This is a genomic window from Roseateles aquatilis (assembly GCF_002205645.1).
Taxonomy (GTDB): domain Bacteria; phylum Pseudomonadota; class Gammaproteobacteria; order Burkholderiales; family Burkholderiaceae_C; genus Roseateles; species Roseateles aquatilis.
On record NZ_NIOF01000003.1, the window covers coordinates 228,541 to 249,440 of the forward strand.

Below are 20,900 nucleotides of genomic sequence, written 5' to 3' on the forward strand. Positions count from 1 at the left end.
GAACCCGGAGAACGACATGGCGCTGGTTTATTCGACGCAGGGTGGGCGCGTATGCCCGCAATGCAGGCAGGCGCAAGCCGATTGCCGTTGCAAGGCGCTGGCCGCTTCGGCCGTGCTGGGCGACGGCAAGGTGCGGGTGCGCCGCGAGACGGCGGGCCGCAAGGGCAAGGGCGTGACGGTGGTGCTCGGGCTGCCGATGACGGCCGCGGAACTCACCGACGCCGCCAAGAAGCTGAAGGCCGCCTGCGGGACCGGCGGCACCGTCAAGGACGGCACGATCGAGATCCAGGGCGATCATCTGGACAAGGTGATGGCGTGGTTGACGCAGGCCGGTTTCGCGCCGAAGAAGGCGGGGGGCTGAGGCCCGCGCCGGTCTTGCCGCACTAGCCGTTGTCGGAGGTCGTCTCGCGGCCCCGTCCTACGCCCTGACGCGGCCCGCGCCGCGCCAGCCGCTTCGTCATCTCGCCCTTCGCGGTCAGCCGCCAGGCGCCGGAGTCGGCAGCCTTTTCCACGTAACCCAGGCGCTGCAGCCGAGCCATGGTGGCGAGCGTCAGGACGCTCACCCGCGAGGGGTCGAACGGCATCGCGCCCAGGATCTGCAGGTCGGCCTCCGTGAGGTCGAAGCCGTAGCGATCCTCCTTGGGATCCGCGATGGAAGGCGGCAAGCCAGGCTTGTGAAGTGGCATGCCCGTCACGAGGCAAGCGCGGTGCCTTGCGCGGCCCGGCCGTGCATTCCAGGCGATCGACACGCAGGCGCGGGGAGGGGCTGGAAACAGTCGCGGAAAGCGCGACGTTTGCACGCGCGAGGCCGCGGGCACGGGTCTAAGGTTGCTCCGTCGGCCCGACCTCCCGCGGGCCCGGAGCCCGTCATGAGTCCGTCCCAGTTCAGCGCCCTCCACGCCGAAACACCCCTGCGCGCCGGCCATTGCTGCGATCGATTCCTGCTGCGATTCGAGTCGCTGTTTCATGCGGGGCGGGGCCTGTCCTTCCCCTGCGATGAACATGGGCAGGTCGCCATCGATCAGCTCAGCGAACAGGCGCGAGAGAACTATCTTTTTGCTCGCGCCGTCGTGGGGCACGAGTACGCGACGCCGGTGGTTCAGCGCTGCGACGGCTGAGCGGCCGCGGCCGCGGCGCTCTCGTCCGCTGGCCCAGCGGCATCGGCGCGCGCGGCATCGTACTGGCCTAGCACCCATTGCAGCCCCGCCAGATGCTGCTGGTCGTGGCTGCACAGGTAGTGGATCAAGGCCTTGAAGGTCAGCGGCCCATATCCCTCGAATCGCGCCCGTCGACCCAACTGCTCCGGCGTGATCGTCGCCAGCAGCCGCAGCGTCTCTCGCCTGGCCTCGGCGAACGCCGCCAGCGCCGCCACGGGATCATCCTCCCCGTACCGGCGCTCCAGCACCAGCGCGTCGGTGTCCAGCGACGGCAGCAACGGGTCGTCCTCGCTCAAGATCCGACGGATCCGCTGTTGATACCCGTCGATCTCGATGTCGCGCACGTGGCAGAGCTGCTCGATCGCGGTCAGCGCCTCGCTCGGGACACCCGCCCAAGAAGGCGGCGCCCAATGCCGCGCCTCCTCGGGGAAGAGCGCGAAATGCGCTTCGAGTTGACGGGGGAACGCGGCCAGCGTCTCAAGCGTGACGGCGTCGATCGCCGATCGGCTGGAGGCTGAGTTGGCGGGGTAGGGGGCGTTGGAGGCGGCGGCGGTCATGCGGCCGATGTTAGAGCGGACGTCTGCGAGACAATGCGCGGTTTCCGAATACTCTCACCGCGATACGTTCATGAGCGATACCTCCCGCCCCGACCTGCCTGACCACCTGTCCGTCGACCCGCGCAGCCCGCATCACGTGGCGGCCGTGTTCGAACACGACATCGGCATCCTGTTCAACGGCAAGGAGCGCCGGGACGTCGAGGAGTACTGCGTCAGCGAAGGCTGGATCAAGGTGCCCGCCGGCAAGACCGTCGATCGCAAGGGCCAGCCGTTGATGATCAAGCTCAAGGGGAAGGTGGAAGCCTTCTACAAGTGATGCTCAGGCGCGCGGCCAACTGACCGCGACCCAGAGTCCGCCGCCCTCGCGATTGCCCATCGCGATGCGGCCGCCATGCGCCTCCGCGATTTCGCGCGCCAGCGCCAGGCCCAGGCCGCTGCCGCTGCGCTTGGTCGAATAGAACGGCAGCAAGGCCTGCGACAGTTGCGTCTCGGTCATGCCGGGGCCGCGGTCGCGGACCTCGATCCGCCAGTCGTCGCGAGGGGCAGTGACGGCCACGCTCACGTCTTCCGGCTGGCCGCCGGACTCGTGCGCGTTCTTCAGCAGGTTGATGAGCGCCTGCTCCATCTGCGCCGGGTCGAAACGGCCCGGCACCGCCGGCAGCTCACCGTCCACGGCGAAGCCGTAGTGCGCGCCCAGCGAGTCGATGAAGGCGCGCCAGGCCACTGGCGCGAGCACCGGCGCGGGCAGCTTGGCGAAACGTGCGTAGCCGGACAGGAATCCGTGCAGGTGCTGAGCGCGCTCGCCGATGCTGGCGAAGACGCCGGGCACGCGCTCGAACTGGCCGCGGCGCGCCAGCTCGGCGCCGCTGTGTGCGAGCGACGAGATCGGCGCGAGCGAGTTGTTCAGCTCATGGCTGATGACGCGGATGACGCGTTTCCAGCTCGCGACCTCCTGTCGCGACAGCTCGCGGGTCATGCGCCTGAGCAGTCGCAACCGGTGCGGCTGGCCCTGCAGCCGGAAGTCGCGCATCGAGAGGTGGAAACGCTCTTCCTGCCCCTCCAGCACCACGCTGAACAAGCCGTCCTGCGCGCCGGCGAAGGCCTGGCGCATGTCGTCGGGGCCCGCCTCCAGGACTTCGTCGAGTCCCCGGCCGGCCAGGCTGCGGCCCTGGTCGAGCAACTGCCGCGCGGCGATGTTGGCGTAGGCGATGCGCTCCAGCGGGTCGGTCAGGATCAATGCCACCGGGGTGTTCTGCACCACCGTGTCCAGCAGCAGCTCCCGTTGCGCGAGGTGGTGGCGCTGCTCGCGCAAGGCCAGGCCCAGCTCGCTGTGCAGTTGCATCAGGTCCGCCAGCTCCGACAGGCCGCCGGGCGGGTCGGCGGCGATGGCGCTGCCGAACTCGCCGTCGCGATAGCTCAGCACCGTGCTCTCCAGCGCGCGCAGCAGGCGCGTCAGCGGCGCCAGCAGCACGCTGGCCATGCCCAGCGCGAGCGGCACGATCAGCACGAAGGTCAGCGCCAGCATTTCGACGCTCCAGTACGCGGGCACCTCGCGCCCCACGGCGGTCAGCAGCGCCGGCAGCGGCCACGTCGTCAGGCCGGCGTGGATCAGCAGTCCGGCCACCGCGGCCATGATCAGGAACAGCGTCAGCCGCAGCCGCAACGAGCGGCGCCAGCGCCTGGTGCCCGGCCACGCTTCCATCAGGCGTCCAGGCCGTAACGTTCCATGCGCCGGTACAGCGCCTGGCGCGACAGGCCCAGCGCCTGCGCCGCGCGGCTGACGACGCCGGATGCCGCCTCCAGCGCGGCCACGACCGTGTCGCGGCTGGGTTCGTCGAGGTTGCGCAGCGCGCCGGAATGCGCGGCCGCGGCAGGCAGCGCGAGGTCCTGCTCGCCGATCGAGTGGCCGTTGGCCAGCAGCGCGGCCCGCTCGATCGCGTTCTTCAGCTCGCGGACGTTGCCCGGCCACGCATGCGCCATCAGCGCGTCGCGCGCGCCGTCGCTCAGGATCGCGCGGCCTGCCAGAAAATGCTCGGCCAGCGGCAGGATGTCCTGCGGCCGATCGGCCAGGCCCGGCAAGGCGACCTCGATGACGTTCAGGCGGTAGTACAGGTCCTCGCGGAAGGTCCCGGCCCGCACCATCGCGCGCAGGTCGGCGTTGGTCGCGGAGATGACCCGCACCGTGGTCTGCCGCGTGCGGCTGGAGCCGAGCCGCTCGAAGCGGCCGGTCTCCAGCACGCGCAGCAGCTTCACCTGGCCGGCCAGCGGCAGGTTGCCGATCTCGTCGAGGAACAGCGTGCCGCCGTCGGCGCTTTCGAAGCGGCCTTCGCGCGCCCGCGCGGCACCGGTGAAGGCGCCGCTCTCCGCGCCGAAGAGCTCGGCTTCGATCAGGTCGCCCGGCAGCGCGCCGCAGTTGACGGCGACGAACGGGCCGTCCGCGACCGAGGAGTTGCCGTGCACGATGGCCGCGATCCGCTCCTTGCCGCTGCCGTTCGGGCCCGTCACCAGCACCGGCGCGGCGGAGCGGGCCACCTGGCAGGCCAGCTCCAGGCAGCGCAGCAGCGCCGGTGATTCCACCACCAGGCCGTCGAGCCGGTAGCGCTGCCGCAGCGTGTCCAGGCGCTGGCGTTGCTCGTGCCGGCTGCGGCGCAACTCGCGGCCGCTTTCACCCAGCTCCAGCAGGTTCTCCACCGTGGCCAGCAGCTTCGCGTCGTCCCAGGGCTTGGCCAGGTAGTCGGCGGCGCCGGCCTTGACCAGCGCCACCGCCTGCTCCAGCTGCGTCCACGCGGTCAGCAGGATGATGGGCAGGTCGGGGTGGCGCTCGCGGATCTGCTGGAACAGCGCGCGGCCTTCCTCGCCCGAGGTCGTGTCGGCGCTGAAATTCATGTCCTGGATCACCAGGTCCACGCGGTGCGCGGCCAGCCGCGCCAGGCCCTCGTCGGGCGAGGCGGCATACAGCGGATCGATGTCGTGCAGCGAGAGCAGCAGCGACAGCGCCTCGCCGACGCCGGCATGGTCATCGATGATCAGGACGGTTCTCATGGGCTGCGCAGCATAGCAAGGCGACAGGGGGCAGGACCGATGTCCGCCGGGGATCGGGCGGCGCGAAGGCGGGGTCGACGGGCCCGCCGATGCGCCCGCCGATGTGTCCGCCGACGGGCCCGCCGGCACCGCGGTCAGCCGCCTCGCAGCGCGGCCACCGGCGGCAGCGCGGCGGCGCGGCGCGCGGGCGCCAGCACCGCGATCTGCCCCAGCGTCCACAGCACCAGCGCGCCGAGCGGCAGGTACAGGGCCGGCAGCCGCGGCAGCTCGTAATGCTGCATCAGCAGCACGCTGATGCCGTAGGCGCCGACCATGCCCAGCACGATGCCGACGGTGGTGAGCAGCAGGTTCTCGGTCTGGAAGTACCGCAGGATCTGGCCGCGCGTGGCGCCCAGCGCGCGCCGCGTGCCGATCATGCGCGTGCGCTGCTGCACCCAGAAGCTGGCCAGCCCGACGATGCCGAAGGCCGTCACCACCAGCAGCCCGACGCACACCCCGATCAGCAACTGCACCATCGAGCGATCGCGCCGGTAGTAGTCGTCACGCAGCTTGAGGAAGGTGTCCTGCTCCCGCACCATCCGGCGCAGGCCGGGGCTGTTGCCCAGCAGCTTCTCGCCCGCGGCCTTGAGCACGGCCTGAGGGTCGGCGCCCGGCGCGACGCGGATCATGAAGGTGCCGCCGCGGAAGCTGGGCTGCACCGGCATCAGCATCGTGTGCAGGTCGCTTTCGTCCTGGGAGCCGGGGCTCGTCGACGGCAGGCTCTCCAGCACGCCCACGATGCGCTGCGGCTCGTTGCCGTAGACGTAGATCCCCTTGCCCAGTGCCGATTCGCCCGGGAACAGCCGCTGCGCGAGACGCTGGTTGACGATCACCGCCGGCACGCGCGGGTCCGGATTGGCGTCCAGCGTCGAGCCCATCACGAACTCGTCGGGCTGGAAGTCGCGGCCCTCCGCCAGTCGCAGCCCCATCGTTGAGATGAAGCCGGGGCCCGCCGTGGTGTGGTTGGCCACGACGCGGGTCGACGTGTTCCGGTCCGCGGTCAGGCGCACGCCGGAATTGTTGTTGTTGCGGCCGAACGGGAACTGGTTGGTCAGGCTTGCCGAGACCACGCCCGGCACCTGCTTCAGCGCCGCCAGGTCGGCCTGCGTCTGCGGCTCGGGGTTTTCGACCCGCGCCATGCTGGACAGCGACAGCACCACCAGCTCGCTCTCGGCCATGCCGGTGGGTTCGTTGATGCGCTCGACGCGCTGGAAGATCAGGAAGAGCGCGTTGCAGACGATCGCGCAGGTCAGCGCGATCTGCAGCACGATCAGGCCCGCGGCGGTCTTGTGACGCTTGAGCGTCGACAGGATGGGAAGGATGTCCATGGATGTCTCCTTACTGCGTCTTGAGCTGGATGGCCGGCGTGATCTGGCACGCGCGCCACGCGGGCAGCAGGCCGGCCAGCAGGCTGGCGAGCAGCGACACGCCCAGCGTCGTGGCCAGCATCTGCCAGTCCAGCCGCGCCAGTTGCGCGTACTCCTCGGGGTTCTGCCGCACCACCCACAGGCCCGCCCAGGTCAGCCCCAGGCCGAGCAGGCCGCCGGCCACGCCCAGGCTGCCGGCCTCGACCAGGAACTGCAGGAAGATCTGGCGCCGTGGCGCGCCCAGCGCGCGGCGCACGCCGATCTCGCCGCTGCGGCGCAGGCACTTGGCCAGCAACAGGCCGACGGTGTTGGTCAGGCACACCACCAGGAAGCCGAACGCCAGCCAGACCTGCAGCTTGATGTCGCTGGGCACGACCCGGCGCATCTCCAGCCAGGTCATCACCGAGCTCAGCTTCGGGTTGGACGGGCGCTCGAAACGGCCCGCCTGGCGCTGCTGGTCGGAGTACTGCGTCAGGTAGGTGCGGTAGTCCGCGACCTGCTGCGGCGTGTCCAGCTGGACCCAGTACTGCAGCCACGCGCACGGGGTGTTGAGGGCGCGCAGGTCCTGTCCGGAGGCGCTGCCCCAGCAGTTCATGTTGCCCGCGCTGCCCAGGCGCAGCCCGAAGGAGGTGGCCAGCGGGATGTAAACGTCCGCCGGCTTGGCGTAGGAGCCCAGCGTCAGGTCGAAGTAGTGCGGCGCGGGGCGCCACGGCTTGAGGACGCCGACGACGGTGAAGTCCTTGTCGCGCAGCCGCACCATCTTGCCGCGGCTGTCGGCGCCGCCGAAGAGCCGGTCGTTGAGCTCGCCGGAGATCACCGCCACGCGGGCTTCCGCCGCGTCGTCCTTGGCCGTCCAGCCGTTGCCGAACTGGAAGGGCGTCTCGAAGATCGCGAAGAAGTCGGCCGACGTGAATCGCGCCGGGGCGAAGAACGGCGGCTGGGCCGCGTCGCCGGAGCCGGCCGGATCGATCGCCATGAACGAGCCGGTCATCATGACCTGGTGCACGCCGCGCTTGTCGCGCAGCAGCGATTCGGCGTCGAAGCGGGTCAGCTGCAGCACCGGGTCCTCGCCGGGTTTCCAGTCCCGCTTGGGGCCGGCGTCGAGCTGGACGTTGAAGAGCCGATCGCTCTTGTGCGGGATCGGGTCGCCGGACATGACGTGGAACAGCGTCAGCGTCGTCATGCAGGCGGCCACGCCCATCGCGATCGACAGCAGCATCAGCACCGTCAGCCCGCGGTGCGCGCGGAAGGCGCGGAAGCCCAGCTCGAGGTAGTAGGTCAGCATGGTGGGTCCTTGTTTACTTCGCCGCGCTCAGCAGCGTGTTGACGGCGGCCAGTTGCGGCTCGCCGAGCGCGCCGGCCGCCTGCTGCAGCAGCAGCTTGGACAGCACGTAGCGGTGCCGCGCCTGCTCCCAGGCGTTGCGGGCATTGCTCTGCGTCTGGATCGCCAGCAGCAGGTCGGTCATCGTGCGCGCGCCCAGGTCCAGCCCGCTGCGCGTGGAGGCCAGCGCCCGCTCCGCCGCCTGCACCGCGGCGCCGGCCGTGCGCATCTGGCTCAGCGACGACAGCACCGCCTGGTACTGCGCCTGCGTCTCGCGGGTCATCGCGCGGCGCGCGCCTTCCAGGTCGTCGCGCAGTTGCTCGCGCTGGTAGATGGCTTGGCGCTTCTGGGATTCGATGGCGCCGCCGGAGAAGATCGGGATCGTCAGCTTCAGGCCGACGACGGCGTTGTAGCGGCCCGCGTCCTGCGGCGCCAGCGCGTCGCCGGCGCGGCGCTGGCCGTCCAGGCCCACGCTCAGCGTTGGCAGGTGCGCGGCGCGCGCCGCGGCCACGCGCTGGTCGCTCGCGGTCACGCCCAGCGCGGCGGCCTGCAGCGCCGGGTTGTCCCGCAGCGATTGCGCGACCCAGGCCTCCGGGTCGGCCGGGTCGGGCATCAGCATCGCCAGGTCGGGCGTCAGCGGCAGCAGCTCGCCGGGCATGCGGCCGGTGATCTGCGCCAGCGCCTGGCGGGCGTCGAGCAGCGACTCCCGCACCTGCGCCGTGTTGCCGCGCGCCAGCTCGTAATAGGCGCGCGCCTGCTCGACGTCGAGCGACGCCGACAGCTGCGCCTCGAAGCGCGACTGCGCCTGCGCGACCTGCTGGCCGTAGACGTCCTCGATCGCCTGCGCGGTCGCCAGCGACGCCTGCTGCGCCAGCACGCCGAAATAGGCGCTGGCGACGCGGGCGCACAGGTTGGCCTCGGCGGCGCGGACGCGGGCGTCCTCGGCCGAGACCAGCGTCTGCGCGGCGTCCCAGCTGCGCAGCCGGCTCAGGTCGACCAGCACCTGGCTCAAGCTGTGCGTGAGCTGGTGCTCGCGGCTGCCGTCGTTCTGGTTGCGCAGCTCGGCGAGCTGCGCGCTCCACTGCGGCAGCAGCGCGGCGCGGGCCTGGACGGCCAGCTCCTGCTGCCCGCCGCGGATCGCGCGCGCGGCGGCCAGCACCGGGTCGTTGGCGCGGGCCTGCGCATAGACCTCGATCAGGTCCTCGGCCTGTGCCGCGATCGGCAGGCCGCCGACGGCGAAGAGCAGCGCGGCCGCGATGAGCGTCGAGGCACGTCGCTCACGCGGGAAGGGGAAGGGCAGCTTCATGGTGTCCGAAGGCAGGAGGCGGGCTCAGGCCGATGCCGGGGCGGCCGCGCGCAGCAGCGCCGGGTCCATGTGCAGCTCGGCCGCGATGTCGACGACCTGTCCGTCGATCACGTGCACGTTGCGCTGCGCGCGCGCCGCGAGTTGCGGGTCGTGGGTGACCATGACGATGGTGGCGCCCTCGCGGTGCAGTTCCTCCAGCAGGTCCATCACGCTGCGCGCCATCGCGCTGTCGAGGTTGCCGGTCGGCTCGTCGGCGAGCAGCAGGCGCGGGCTGCCCGCCAGCGCGCGGGCGATCGCCACGCGCTGCTGCTGGCCGCCGGACAGCTCGGCGGGGTAGTGGCGCTCGCGCGCCGACAGGCCGACGCGGGCCAGCGCGTCGCGGGCGCGCTGCTGGCGCTCGGCGGCCTTCATGCCGCGATAACGCAGCGGGACCTCGATGTTGTCCAGCACGTTCAGGTCGGGGATCAGGTTGAAGGCCTGGAAGATGAAGCCGATCTTCTCGTTGCGCATCTTCGAGCGCTGCGTGTCGTTCATGCCGCTGACGTCGACGCCGTCGAGCTCGTAGCGGCCGCCGCTGAACGCCTCCAGCAGGCCGGCGATGGTCAGGAAGGTGGTCTTGCCGGAGCCCGACGGGCCGGTCACGGCGACGAACTCGCCTTCACGCACTTCCAGGTTGAAGTCGCGCAGGGCGTAGGTCTCGATCATTTCGGTGCGGTAGACCTTGGAGAGCGATTGCATCTTCAGCATGGGGTTCCTCGCGGGGGCAAATGGGAATCGGAGATTCGGAGATTCGGTTGGGAGATCGGACGGATGCCGGGACGGGAGCGGGGCGCCTGGCGATCAGGGGCTGAGCGTGGCGCGCTCGACGTTCTCGAAGGCCGAGCCGCCGGAGATGACGACCTTGTCGCCCGGCTTGAGGCCTTCCAGCACCTCGACCTTGGACAGGCTCTGCGCGCCGAGCCGGATGGGGCGCTTGACCGCCTGGCCGTCCTCGATCACGTAGGCGAAGCGGCCGCCGCCGTCCTCGACGAAGCTGCCGCGGCTGACGGTCAGGACCTTGTCGCGCTTGTCGAGCAGCACGCGCACCGACAGGCGCTGGTTCTGGCGCAGTTGATCGGGGGTGGCGCCGTCGAAGCGGATGCGCGCGGCGACCTCGTTGTTGACCACCTCCGGCGACACCGAGCTCACCAGGCCGCGCCAGTCGCGGCCGTTGCCCGAGATCTCGCCGGGCATGCCGATGGCGAGGTCGCGGGCGAAGCTCTCCGGCACCTGCATCTGCACTTCCAGCGCCGTCAGATCGACGACGGTCAGCAGGCCGGCGCCGGCGGCGACGTTGGCGCGCTCGGCCACCAGCAACTGGCCGACCTGGCCGTCCACCGGCGAGCGCAGCTCCAACTCCGCGACCTGGCGGTCCAGGTCCTTCACCAGCAGCGTCTGGCGTTGCAGCGCTTGCTGCTTGGCTTGCAGCTCGAACTTCAGGCTGTCGTCCTTCAGGCCCAGGCCGGCCTCGGCGTGGGCCGCGGAGATGCGGGCCTTCTCGAGCGCGTCGCGGGCCTTCTCGACCTGCATGCCGGCGACGGCGCCGGCCTCGAAGGCCTTGGTCTGGCGGGCCAGGTCGTTGCGGGCGGTCTGCAGGTCGATGGCCGCGTTCTCGTAGGCCGAGCGCAGCGAGGCACGCTGCTCGCGGCCGTCGACCTCGGCGCGCAGCGCCTCGGTCCGCAGCGCGTCGGCGTTGCTCTGTTCCTGGGCCAGCTTGGCGCGCAGGTCGGGGCTGTCGATCTCGCCGAGCAACTGGCCCTTGGCGACCTTGTCGCCGGCCTTCACCTTGAGCACCAGGTTGCCGCCGTGCAGCGCGTAGACGGTCGGGCTCATCGCCGCGACGACCTTGCCCTCGCCGGCGATGTCGCGCACCAGCGGGCCGATCTCGACCGTGGCCACGCCCAGGCGCTGCAGGCTGACCGAATTGCCGCTGCCCATCATCCGCTTCACGGCGGGCGCGGCGGCGAAGGCCGCGATCAACAGCCCCGCGCCGGCCAGCGCCAGCCACAGGCGGCGGCGTCCAGGGGAGCGGGTGACGGGGCGGTCCTGTCCGGAGGTGTCGCGAATCATGAGGGTGTCCGAAGGCTGTCCGAGTGAGATTGGCCTCATGGATCGCAAGCGCCATGCCAACCCCGGAATCGCCGGGAATGCCTGTCGAATCAACGGCTTGAGAACATGGCGGACGCAAGGCGGACTGTCCGCGGACACTCGGCCGGACAGGTGCCGGACAGGCACCGGACAACCGGAGCGGACAGCGGACAGCGGCACGACGGGGACCGCGGAACGCGAGGCGAGGGAGTCGGCGCAGCAGATGGGGGGCGCAGGAGCGCTGGGGAGCGGACGGCGACCCTGACGGACGCGAGTCGGTCCGCCTACTGGAGTCCGTGTGGCATCGGCGCGCGTGTACTGGAGTCGGCTGGTGCCCGACGCGCGATGGAGGAGAACACTGAGGCTCCTTTCACTTCGTTGGATTCACCATGTTCAGCTCCCGATTCCTGATGAACTCGCTGGTGCTGCCGGCCGCGTTGATCGACAGCTGGGCCACGTTGGCGGGTTTCGATGCGGGCCGGCGCGATCGCTCGGCCGTGTGGACGTCGCGGTGGCGAGCGGCCTCGCCCAATGGCCGAGGGCGGGGTGGCGGCGACGCGGAGGGCTCGACCGGCGAGGGCGACGCGGAGGCCGAGACGGCGATGCAAGCGACGACGCCTTCGTCGCCCACGCCACCCACGATGACCACGAAGGATGCGTCGGAGGACCGCGATGACGCGCCCCTGATCCCGCTGCTGCTGCCGGACGCGTCGGCGAGCGCCGCGCCGGGCTGGCTCTCCGTGGGAGGCGCGGCGGCGGCGGTCGGATTGCTCGGGATCGGCGCCGCCTCGGGTGGCAGTACCGCGGCGAGCATCGCGGCGCCTGTGTCGACGACACCCGGGCCCAGACCTTCGCTCACGCCCGCACCCACGGAGCCCACCGCACCCATGGAGCCCACCGCGCCCACCGTGCCCGGCCCCGCGATGCCTGAACCCGATTCCCCGCGTGCGCCGACCTTGCTGATGATGGCGGGCGGCGGCCTTGCGATGCCTGGCGGACGCCTGTTGACGAACGACGGCACGGTATGGGTGAGGAACCTCGATCCCGACGCGACCTGGTGGTACAGCCGGGACGACGGCGCCACCTGGACGCAGGGCACCGGCGACCACATTCCCGCCGACGCGTTCGGTGCCGATGGCGACAAGACGGTGCGGGTCCACCAGACCGATCCGGCCGGCAACGACGGCCCCGACGCGTGGCTGGAGTTCGCCCTCGACAAGACGGCGCCTGCCGGGCCCACGCCGCGATTGACCCATGACACGGGCCTTGCCGGGGACGGACTCACCCGGGACTGGAGCTTCGCCGTCGATGGCGTGGAGCAGGACGGCGACTGGAAGTTCAGCGTGGACGGCGGGGCCTGGCAGGCCGGTCACGGCGCCGGCCACGATGTCGGCGCGGCGGACGTCGCGCTGGCGGATGGCGAGCACCTGGTGCGCGTCGTCTCTCGCGACAAGGCCGGCAATGAAAGCGCCGAGGCCGAGCTCCACTTCAGGACGGACACGGTGGCGCCGACCGGCGCGCCGGGCGTCCGGCTCGATCAGGACACCGGATCGGCCAGCGACGGCCTCACCAACGAACCTGGCCTGATCGTCAGCGGGCTCGATCCGGACGCGCGCTGGTCGATCAGCACCGACGACGGCGTGACCTGGGTCACCTCGGACCTCATGCCCGACACCGCCGACCTGTTCACGCATGACGGTGAATGGCACGTGCGCGTCCGGCAGGAAGATGCGGCGGGCAACGTCGGCCCCGAGGCGCCGCTGTTCTCGTTCGTGCTCGACACGACGCCGCCGGCGGCCCCGGCGCCCCGCCTGAAGCGCGATACCGGGCGCAATGCCACCGACGACATCACGAACGATGCGACGGTGGTCGTGGATGCCCTGGAGCCGGGCGTGAGGCTGCGCTATCGCATCGATGGCGCGAGCCAGTGGTGGGAGGCATCCACGAACGAAATCCCCGCCTCGGCCTTCCTCGGCATCAACGGCAGGCGCACCGTCGAGGTCGAGCAATGGGACGCAGCGGGCAATCGAAGCCAGTCCGCGGTGCTGCAGTTCACGCTGGACACCGTGCCGCCGGGGACGCTGACGTTGGGATTGGCGCCGGAACCGCATCCGGCCGGCGCGGTGTTGCCGGTCTGAGCGGGCGCCCCCCGCGCGGCCGCACGGGGCCAGGTCGCATGGCATCGCACGGCATCACGCGGCAATGACGAGAGGCCCCTCGGGGCCTCTCGTCGATGCAGTCATCCGGCGGCCGCACGCGACGTCGCGTGCGGCCGCGGGTGCCGATGCGGATCACTTCCCGAAGCTGTCCCTCAGGCCCGTGATCTTGTTGAACACCGGCGACTGGGCGCGATGGTCGACGCGATCCGCGACGAAGTAGCCGTGGCGCTCGAACTGCACCTTGGTATCCGGCGGGGTGTCCTTCAACGACGGCTCCAGGTAGCCACGCACGACGCGCTTGGCGTCTGGGTTCAGCAACTCCAGGAAGTTGCGGTCGCCCGCGTCGGGCTGGGCCTCGGTGAACAGCCGGTCGTACAGGCGCAGCTCGGTGGCGATGCCTTCATGCGCGCCCACCCAGGTGATCACGCCCTTGACCTTGACCGCGTCCGCGCCCGGCGTGCCGCTCTTGGTGTCGGGCACCAGGTTGGCCAGGACCGCGGTGATGTTGCCGTCGGCATCCTTCTCGCAACCGGTGCACTCGATCACGTAGCCATACTTCAGGCGCGCCTTGTTGCCAGGGAACAGGCGGTGATAGCCCTTGGACGGGACTTCCATGAAGTCCTCGCGCTCGATCCACAGCTCGGGGCCGAGGCTGAACTGGCGCTGGCCGAGTTCAGGCACATGCGGATGGGCGGGCGCCGAGCACGGCTCGCGGTGCTCGATCGAGCCGAAGATGTCCGCGTAGTTGCCCAGCTTCAGCGGCACCGGGTCCAGCACGGCCATCGCGCGCGCGGCCTTGCCTTCGAGGTCGGCGCGCAGGTAGCCGTCCAGCACCGCGTAATCGATCCAGGCGTTGGTCTTGGACGCGCCGGTGCTCTCCACCATCGCGCGGATCGACTCCGGCGTGTAGCCGCGGCGGCGCATGCCGACCAGCGTGGGCATGCGGGGGTCGTCCCAGCCGTCGACGTGGCCCTCCTGGACCAGTTGGCGCAGCTTGCGCTTGGAGGTCACGACGTAGCTCAGGTTCAGCCGGCCGAACTCGTACTGGTGCGGCAGCGGACGGGCCAGCAGGCCGCCCTCGGCCAGGCGCTCCAGCAGCCAGTCGTAGAACGGGCGCTGGTCTTCGAACTCCAGCGTGCAGACGCTGTGGGTGATGCACTCCAGCGCGTCCTCGATCGGATGCGCGTAGGTGTACATCGGGTAGATGCACCACTTGTCTCCGGTGTTGTGGTGCGTCGCGCGGCGGATGCGGTACAGCGCCGGGTCGCGCATGTTGATGTTGGGCGACGCCATGTCGATCCTGGCGCGCAGCACCATCGCGCCGTCCGGGTGCTGGCCGTCGCGCATCTCGCGCAGGCGGGTCAGGTTCTCTTCGGGCGAGCGGCCGCGGAACGGGCTGTCCGTGCCGGGCGTCGAGAAGTCGCCGCGGTTGGCGCGCATCGCCTCGGGGGTCTGCTCGTCGACATAGGCCAGGCCCTGCGACACCAGGTACTCGGCGGCGCGGTACATGAAGTCGAAATAGTTGCTGGCGTAGAAGAGGTGGCTGGTGGTGCCGCCCGCGCCGTCACCGGCCTCGGGGCTGTCCCAGGTCCAGCCCAGCCACGCCACCATTTCCTTGATGGCGTCGACGTACTCCTGCTCTTCCTTCTCCGGGTTGGTGTCGTCGAAGCGCAGGTGGCAGATGCCGCCGTAGTCGCGCGCCAGGCCGAAGTTCAGGCAGATGCTCTTGGCGTGGCCGATGTGCAGGTAGCCGTTGGGTTCGGGCGGGAAGCGGGTGCGGATCTTCGCGGGGTCCAGCGGCCCGGCGGCGTGGTGCGCCGCGTCGCCGGGGCTGCCGCCGAAGTGGCGCGCCGGCTGGAAGCCCTGTTCCAGGTCGCGCTCGATGATGGCGCGCAGGAAGTTGCTGGGCTTGACGACGCTGGCGTCCGTCTTGTCGGACGCGTGAGCGCCGGCGGTCTTGTCGTGGCTGGACATCGATGGATGGATTCTCGAAGGAGGCCGCAGATTCTACGTGGGGAGACACGGCCTTCGCGTTCTAGGGAGCGCGCCCCCTGAATCGGCCAAAGGCGTCAGCACAAATGACTGAAAGCGGCGATGGAACGAGTGGCCGGCGCCCTGAAAACTACGAGATTTTGTACTTGATAAGCGAAGGCCCCGGCATGAAGCATCCCAGCACCACTCCGAACCGAACCCTCGGTGACAACGACTCGCCGGTCCCGGTCTCGGCCATTGATGCGGTGGCGAGAGCTCGCGGACATGCTTTCGAGTCCGATGAGGAGGCGACTCCCGACATCGACGAAGCACCCACGCAGCCGCCGGCGGCCGCCGAGGCGGCCCCGCCGTCACCGGATCCGACGACGAGCGCCCAACTGCCCGCGGCCGGAGACACGGCCCCCGCCGGTGACGGATCGACGGAAAAGGACGGGCGGTCCACCGAGAAGTCCGTCGCGGCGATGCTGACCTGGTTGTTCGGGGCCACGCTGGCAGCGGGATCGGCGGTCTTCCTTTCGTCGGGATCCAGCGAGGACGCGCCAACGGCGCCCAAGCCCAAGCCGGAAGGCGAGACGGACCTGAAACCGGACACCGGTACGAAGCCTGACACCGGCACGAAGCCCGATACCGGCACCAAGCCCGATACCGGCACCAAGCCCGATACCGGCACGAAGCCTGAAGAGGGCAGCAAGCCCGACGTCGATCCGCCGCACCAGCCGGCTTCGCCCACCTTGACGCTGCATGCGCCGGGCGCACTGCACCCCAACCTCCTCGGGGCATCGGGCGAGGTGCGCGTGGGCGCTCTGGAGACGGGCGCGCGGTGGGAGTACTCGCTGAATGGAGGCGAAACCTGGCTCGCGGGTCGGGGCTCGGCGCTGACCCCAGAGGGGCTGGGCGGAGATGGCGGCAAGGCCCTGCAGGTCGTCCAGATCAGCGCCTCGGGCGTTCGCAGCCTGCCGAAGGATCTGGTGTTCTTGTTGGACACGGAGGTCTCCGCGCCCTTGACCCAGCTGGCGCAGGACACTGGCATCGAAGGCGACCGGATCACCCATGATCCGACCTTGACGATCACCGGCCTGGAACCGGCGGCGATCTGGGATTTCCGCATCGATGGCGGAGAGTGGCGGCGCGGTGAGGGCAGCCGTGTCGAAGGGCGTGCGTTTGACGGCACGGCAGATGGAGCACACCGCGTGGATATCCGCCAGACCGACGCTGCCGGCAACCAGGCCGAGTCGGCGCTGGAGTTCGTGCTGGACCGCACGGCACCCGCGCCTGCCGTCGTGGCGCTTGCCAACGACACCGGCCTGAGCGGTGACCGGATCACGCAGGACGGCACGCTGGCCGTCAGCGGCGTGGCGGCGGACGCGACCTGGAGCTACCGGATCGACGGCGGCGACTGGGTGGCCGGTGGCAGCGGCGGCGAAATCGCCGACGCGGCGCTGAACGTGGAAGGCGCGCATCGCGTCGAGGTCCGGGTGAGCGACGTGGCGGGCAACCAGGCCCAGTCGGCACTGGAGTTCGTGTTGGACCGCACGGCGCCTGCGCCTGCAGTCGTGGAACTCGTCAACGACACTGGCCTGCGCGGCGATCGGATCACGCAGGACGGCACGTTGGCCGTCAGCGGCGTGGCGGCGGACGCGACCTGGAGCTACCGGATCGATGGTGGTGACTGGGTGTCCGGTGGCAGCAGCGGCAAGATCGTCGACGCGGCGCTGAACGTGGAGGGCGCGCATCGCGTCGAGGTCCGTGTGAGCGACGTGGCGGGTAACCAGGCCGAGTCGGCGCTGGAGTTCGTGCTGGACCGCACGGCGCCCGCGCCAGCGGTCGTGGCGCTCGTCAACGACACCGGCCTGCGCGGCGACCGGATCACGCGGGACGGCACGCTGGCCGTCAGCGGCGTGGCGGCGGACGCGACCTGGAGCTACCGGATCGACGGCGGCGGCTGGGTGGCCGGTGGCAACGGCGGCGAGATCGTCGACGCGGCGCTGAACGTGGAAGGCGCGCATCGCGTCGAGGTCCGTGTGACCGACCTGGCGGGCAACCAGGCCGAGTCGGCACTGGAGTTCGTCCTCGACCGCACGGCGCCCGCGCCTGCGGTCGTGGAGCTTGTCAACGACACCGGCCTGCGCGGCGATCGGATCACGCGGGACGGCACGTTGGCCGTCAGCGGCGTGGCGGCGGATGCGACCTGGAGCTATCGGATCGATGGTGGCGACTGGGTGGCCGGTGGCAGCAACGGCGAGATCGTCGACGCGGCGCTGAACGTGGAGGGCGCGCATCGCGTCGAGGTCCGGGTAAGCGACGTGGCAGGAAATAGTGCGGACACCGCCATCGATCTTCACGTGGCCCGCAGTGCGGCGGCGCCGGAACTGGCGCTGACGCGCGACACCGGCGTCAGCGCCACCGACCGCGTCACGAGTGACGCACGGATCGGCGTGTCGGGCCTGGCGGCCGGAGCGAGCTGGAAGTACAGCCTGGACGGCGTGCATTGGATCGACGGCACCGGCAATGGCATCGCGGCTTCTGCATTTGGCTCGGACGGGCTCAAGACAGTCCGCGTGCAGCAGACCGATGGCGCAGGCAATGTCAGTCCGCTGGCGCAACTGGACTTCACGCTGGACACCTCGTCCCCGTTGCCCACGGTGACCCTGGCAAGTCCGGCCCGCGATCGCTTCGCGGCCTTGCGCGGCGACGGTACCAACTTCTACGAGAGTTCCCGCGTCAGCGCGGACACGGTGCTGCAGTGGGGTCTGGAGGACGGTGCAAGTTGGCGCTACCGAATCGACGGGGAGGCGGGCGACCATGCCGGCGTAGGAAGGAACCTGTCATTGAGCGGGCTGAGCGAAGGCCAGCACGAGGTCCGGATCCGCCAGCAGGACGTGGCGGGCAACTGGAGCGCCGAGACGGCCGTGCAAGTGACGGTCGATCGCACCGCTCCGATGGTGACCGGCCTCTGGATGCTGAAGAATCAAGACATGGCGTTCGGTTGGACATTCCGGTCGAACGAGGACGTGCAGATCGCACTGGTGCCGGTGGGCACCATGAACGATGGCACGGCACAGAGCTATCTTGCCAATGCCACGGCGTCGAAGAGTCTGATCGTTCTCGCCGGCACGGACCGCGGGGCATGGTTCGACGGCGCGAATGACATCTACATGGCGCTGGCGATCGATACCGCCGGCAACGCGGCTTTCGTGTCCTTGAGCGGATCCGGTCCGTCGAATGGCCTGGTGGCCCACGCGCTTGAAACAAGGTACTTCGCGTCACCACCAGACATGAACCTCGTGACCTCACAACTGGATCCCGTGCGCCACAACTGGACCGCCTTCGCGACGGTGGATAAGACCGACCACCTGTTCGGCAGTGCCAACGCCGATCACTTTGTCTTCTCCAGCATGTCGACTTCAAGCAAGATCGACTGGATTCACGGCTACGACAAGCAACAGGGCGATGTGATCGAGATCACCGACAGTGCCTTCACCACGCTGGACACCAGCCAGGCGGCGAGTCTCGCCCGCTACTTCCGCAAGGAGGTGTTGGCGGACGGGACGATCTCGCTGTGGATTGACAAGGACGGGCTGGGACAGACCTACCCCGACAACAGCGCGGGCGGCTACGACCACCGGATCCTCGTCAGCGCCGCGCAGGGCACCGAGTTGCAGATCCTGCTGGCCACCGGCGGGACCTTCGTGATCTGAACGCCTTGGCTACGGTGCATTGAGACCTCCCGCGGCCGGCGTGCGCCGGTCGGCGGTTCACATCGCCTTGAAAAGGTGACCGTACATCCTGCTCACCGCCAGCCGTTCCGGCCGGCGGTGCAGCCGGAGCGTCAGCTTGCCGGCCTCGTCACGGTGCACTCGGTCGATGGCGTCGACGTGCACGATGTGACCGCGATGCACCTGCCAGAAACGCTGAGCGTCGAGTTGCGGGAGCAACTCGCGCAGCGAGATCCGCACCAGGTATTCCTGATCGGCGGTCAGCACGCGGACGTACTTGTCCGCCGCTTCCATGTAAACGATCTCGTCCAGCGGCACGAGGACGATGGCGTCGCCGACCCCGACCTGCAGATGGCGCAGCGGCGCCGTCGTGCCGGATGAGACGCTTGAATCGACGCCAGCCGTCGCGCCGCTCACGCCTAGCAGCCCCCGCAATTGCTCGATCGCCGACTCCAGCGCCGCCGGCGGTGTCTGCCGCCCCGCGAGCGCCGTCCGTAGCCGGTCGACCGTCTGCGCCAGTCGCTCACGCTGCACCGGCTTGAGTACGTAGTCGACCGCGGCCCGCTCGAACGCCTGGAGCGCGAACTGGTCGTAGGCGGTCACGAAGACCAGCAAGGGGAAGGGCTCCCCGTCCGGCCACTCGTCGGCGAGTTGCGCCGCGGCCTCCAGCCCGGTCATCCCCGGCATGCGGATGTCGAAGAAGCAAACTTCCGGTCGATGCCTCAGCGCCAGCGTGATCGCCTCCTCGCCATGCGTGGCCATTGCGACCACCTCCAGCGCGGGCCACAGCGCCTTCAGTTCCTGCCGCAGATGCGCGGCCAGCAGTTCTTCGTCTTCGGCGATCAGGGCGGTGGGCATTCCAGATCCTCCTGGCAGGGTGGGGTGGCGTAGGGCTTGGGGGCGTGAAGGGTCAAGCGCGAGTCGTCAGGCGAGCGGGGCGCGGGGCGCGGTCAGGCCGCCGGAGCCGGGGCTGGCACGGGCATCCGGATCCGCGCCAGCGTACCGCCGCCTTCGCGCCGACGGATCTCCAGCCGGGCGTCGGGACCGCAGGCGACGGCCAGGCGCTCGCGCACCTGCGTCGTCCCGAAACCGCCGCCCGGCGTGGGCACCGCGGACGGATCGAAGCCGGCGCCGTTGTCCTCGACGTCGAGCAGCAGATCGTCCCCGTCCCGCGCCGCCCGCACCCGCAGCGTGCCGCCGCCGACGTGGGCTTCCAGGCCGTGCTTGATGGCGTTCTCCACCAGCGGCTGCAGCAGCAGCGGCGGCACGGTCACATCGGCCAGCGTCTCCGGCAGGTCGAAGTCGAAACGCAGCCGCGCGCCCATCCGCACCTGCATCAGCGCCAGATAGTCGGCGATGCGGGCGAACTCGTCTTGCAGCGGATGGCGCTCGGCGCGCGATCCGGCCAGCGTGGCGCGCAGGAAGGCGATCAGGTGGTCGAGCATCGTCTGCGCCCGGGCCGGGTCCATGCCGATCAGCACGCGCAGGTTGGCGAGCGTGTTGAACAGCATGTGCGGCTCCAACTGCGATTCGAGCAGCCTCAGCTGGGTCTCGGCGGCCTGGCGGCGCAGCGTCTCGGCGTGGGCCTCCACGTCGGCCATGCGGCTCTGGTAGAGGAAGAAGAAGGTGGCGCCGAAGCCCGGGATCAGCGAGATCACCATCACGCTCAGCACGCGGCGCAGCGGGCTGGACAGCAGGCTCTGCTCGCGCATGCCGGTGAAGAAGTTGGCGGCCTCCACCCCGAGGCTGTAGCCGATCAACGTGCCCAGCACCAGGGTGACGATCATCAGCGGCCAACCCGGCCAGCCGGTCCATTCGTCGCTCGCGCGGACGGCGGCGCCGAGACGGCGCCGAACCTGGTGCCGCAGCCATCCCAGCGCGTAGCGCAGCAGGTTGATGCTGGCGCTGCAGAACAGCGAGATGAAGAAGCAGTAGATCAGCGTCGGGCCGAGGGACTGGTTGAACACCGCCACCAGGCCCAGCGAGATGACCACGGTGAGGAGGATCACGATGGTCGCCTGCCGGAGCAGCCAGCGCAGGGGCGAGGGCAGGGGCAGGAGGTCGGCGGTGGTCATGGCGGGATCGGAAGGGGCGGCGAGGGGCGGATGCGGAGCGAC

Annotated in this window: 17 protein-coding genes; 5 read left to right on the top strand and 12 right to left on the bottom strand. The window is 70.2% G+C overall.

Annotated features, from left to right (window positions below; all coding sequences use genetic code 11):
* The first annotated feature begins 16 nt into the window (after positions 1–16).
* Positions 17–361: a translation initiation factor Sui1 gene (locus CDN99_RS09295; protein ID WP_088384578.1), complete on the top strand. Its 345-nt coding sequence runs from the start codon at positions 17–19 to the stop codon at positions 359–361.
* Positions 362–383: 22 nt separating this feature from the next.
* Here the strand turns inward: CDN99_RS09295 and CDN99_RS09300 are convergent, their stop codons facing one another.
* Entirely contained in the window at positions 384–665 is a 282-nt protein-coding gene (locus tag CDN99_RS09300) for a hypothetical protein (RefSeq protein ID WP_088384579.1), read from the bottom strand.
* A 204-nt stretch (positions 666–869) separates the two neighbouring features.
* On the opposite strand from CDN99_RS09300, the gene CDN99_RS09305 reads away from it, so the two are divergent.
* On the top strand, positions 870–1,118 hold the full coding sequence (locus tag CDN99_RS09305; RefSeq protein WP_238139440.1) for a hypothetical protein: 249 nt from the start codon (positions 870–872) through the stop codon (positions 1,116–1,118).
* Here the strand turns inward: CDN99_RS09305 and CDN99_RS09310 are convergent.
* Complete coding sequence (locus tag CDN99_RS09310) at positions 1,100–1,714, bottom strand: DinB family protein (RefSeq protein WP_238139441.1); 615 nt, start codon at positions 1,712–1,714, stop codon at positions 1,100–1,102. The two genes, CDN99_RS09305 and CDN99_RS09310, sit on opposite strands and share 19 nt — an antisense overlap.
* A gap of 70 nt (positions 1,715–1,784) precedes the next feature.
* Here CDN99_RS09310 and CDN99_RS09315 point away from each other — a divergent pair, with 70 nt between their 5' ends.
* The gene (locus tag CDN99_RS09315) at positions 1,785–2,030 is read left to right on the top strand and encodes a DUF3297 family protein (protein WP_088384580.1); all 246 of its coding nucleotides are present in this window, start codon (positions 1,785–1,787) and stop codon (positions 2,028–2,030) included.
* Between the two features lie 3 nt (positions 2,031–2,033).
* On the opposite strand, the gene CDN99_RS09320 is transcribed toward CDN99_RS09315, so the two are convergent.
* From CDN99_RS09320 to CDN99_RS09350, 7 genes are all read right to left on the bottom strand, one after another.
* Positions 2,034–3,416 carry a sensor histidine kinase gene (locus tag CDN99_RS09320; RefSeq protein WP_088384581.1) on the bottom strand — a complete coding sequence of 461 codons (1,383 nt, stop codon included), beginning with the start codon at positions 3,414–3,416 and terminating at the stop codon, positions 2,034–2,036.
* A complete protein-coding gene (locus tag CDN99_RS09325; RefSeq protein ID WP_088384582.1) occupies positions 3,416–4,756 on the bottom strand; it encodes a sigma-54-dependent transcriptional regulator in 1,341 nt (446 codons plus the stop codon). Before CDN99_RS09325 ends, CDN99_RS09320 begins: the two co-directional genes overlap by 1 nt.
* Before the next feature lie 134 nt (positions 4,757–4,890).
* Complete coding sequence (locus CDN99_RS09330; protein WP_088384583.1) at positions 4,891–6,123, bottom strand: ABC transporter permease; 1,233 nt, start codon at positions 6,121–6,123, stop codon at positions 4,891–4,893.
* Between the two features lie 10 nt (positions 6,124–6,133).
* Complete coding sequence (locus CDN99_RS09335; RefSeq protein ID WP_088384584.1) at positions 6,134–7,447, bottom strand: ABC transporter permease; 1,314 nt, start codon at positions 7,445–7,447, stop codon at positions 6,134–6,136.
* Positions 7,448–7,460: 13 nt separating this feature from the next.
* Positions 7,461–8,789 carry a TolC family outer membrane protein gene (locus CDN99_RS09340; protein WP_088384585.1) on the bottom strand — a complete coding sequence of 443 codons (1,329 nt, stop codon included), beginning with the start codon at positions 8,787–8,789 and terminating at the stop codon, positions 7,461–7,463.
* 24 nt (positions 8,790–8,813) lie between these two features.
* Positions 8,814–9,536 (bottom strand): ABC transporter ATP-binding protein, encoded by a 723-nt coding sequence (locus CDN99_RS09345; RefSeq protein ID WP_088384586.1) that lies wholly within the window; start codon positions 9,534–9,536, stop codon positions 8,814–8,816.
* A gap of 93 nt (positions 9,537–9,629) precedes the next feature.
* The gene (locus CDN99_RS09350; protein WP_088384587.1) at positions 9,630–10,898 is read right to left on the bottom strand and encodes an efflux RND transporter periplasmic adaptor subunit; all 1,269 of its coding nucleotides are present in this window, start codon (positions 10,896–10,898) and stop codon (positions 9,630–9,632) included.
* 407 nt (positions 10,899–11,305) lie between these two features.
* Here CDN99_RS09350 and CDN99_RS09355 point away from each other — a divergent pair, with 407 nt between their 5' ends.
* Positions 11,306–13,054 carry an Ig-like domain-containing protein gene (locus tag CDN99_RS09355; RefSeq protein ID WP_088384588.1) on the top strand — a complete coding sequence of 583 codons (1,749 nt, stop codon included), beginning with the start codon at positions 11,306–11,308 and terminating at the stop codon, positions 13,052–13,054.
* 153 nt (positions 13,055–13,207) lie between these two features.
* On the opposite strand, the gene CDN99_RS09360 is transcribed toward CDN99_RS09355, so the two are convergent.
* On the bottom strand, positions 13,208–15,049 hold the full coding sequence (locus CDN99_RS09360; RefSeq protein WP_088384589.1) for a glutamine--tRNA ligase/YqeY domain fusion protein: 1,842 nt from the start codon (positions 15,047–15,049) through the stop codon (positions 13,208–13,210).
* 185 nt (positions 15,050–15,234) lie between these two features.
* On the opposite strand from CDN99_RS09360, the gene CDN99_RS09370 reads away from it, so the two are divergent.
* Positions 15,235–18,765: an Ig-like domain-containing protein gene (locus CDN99_RS09370; protein WP_238139442.1), complete on the top strand. Its 3,531-nt coding sequence runs from the start codon at positions 15,235–15,237 to the stop codon at positions 18,763–18,765.
* Positions 18,766–18,822: 57 nt separating this feature from the next.
* On the opposite strand, the gene CDN99_RS09375 is transcribed toward CDN99_RS09370, so the two are convergent.
* Together CDN99_RS09375 and CDN99_RS09380 are read right to left on the bottom strand one after the other, a co-directional pair.
* Positions 18,823–19,641: a LytR/AlgR family response regulator transcription factor gene (locus CDN99_RS09375; protein ID WP_088384592.1), complete on the bottom strand. Its 819-nt coding sequence runs from the start codon at positions 19,639–19,641 to the stop codon at positions 18,823–18,825.
* 92 nt (positions 19,642–19,733) lie between these two features.
* A complete protein-coding gene (locus CDN99_RS09380) occupies positions 19,734–20,858 on the bottom strand; it encodes a sensor histidine kinase (protein ID WP_238139443.1) in 1,125 nt (374 codons plus the stop codon).
* Positions 20,859–20,900 lie beyond the last annotated feature (42 nt).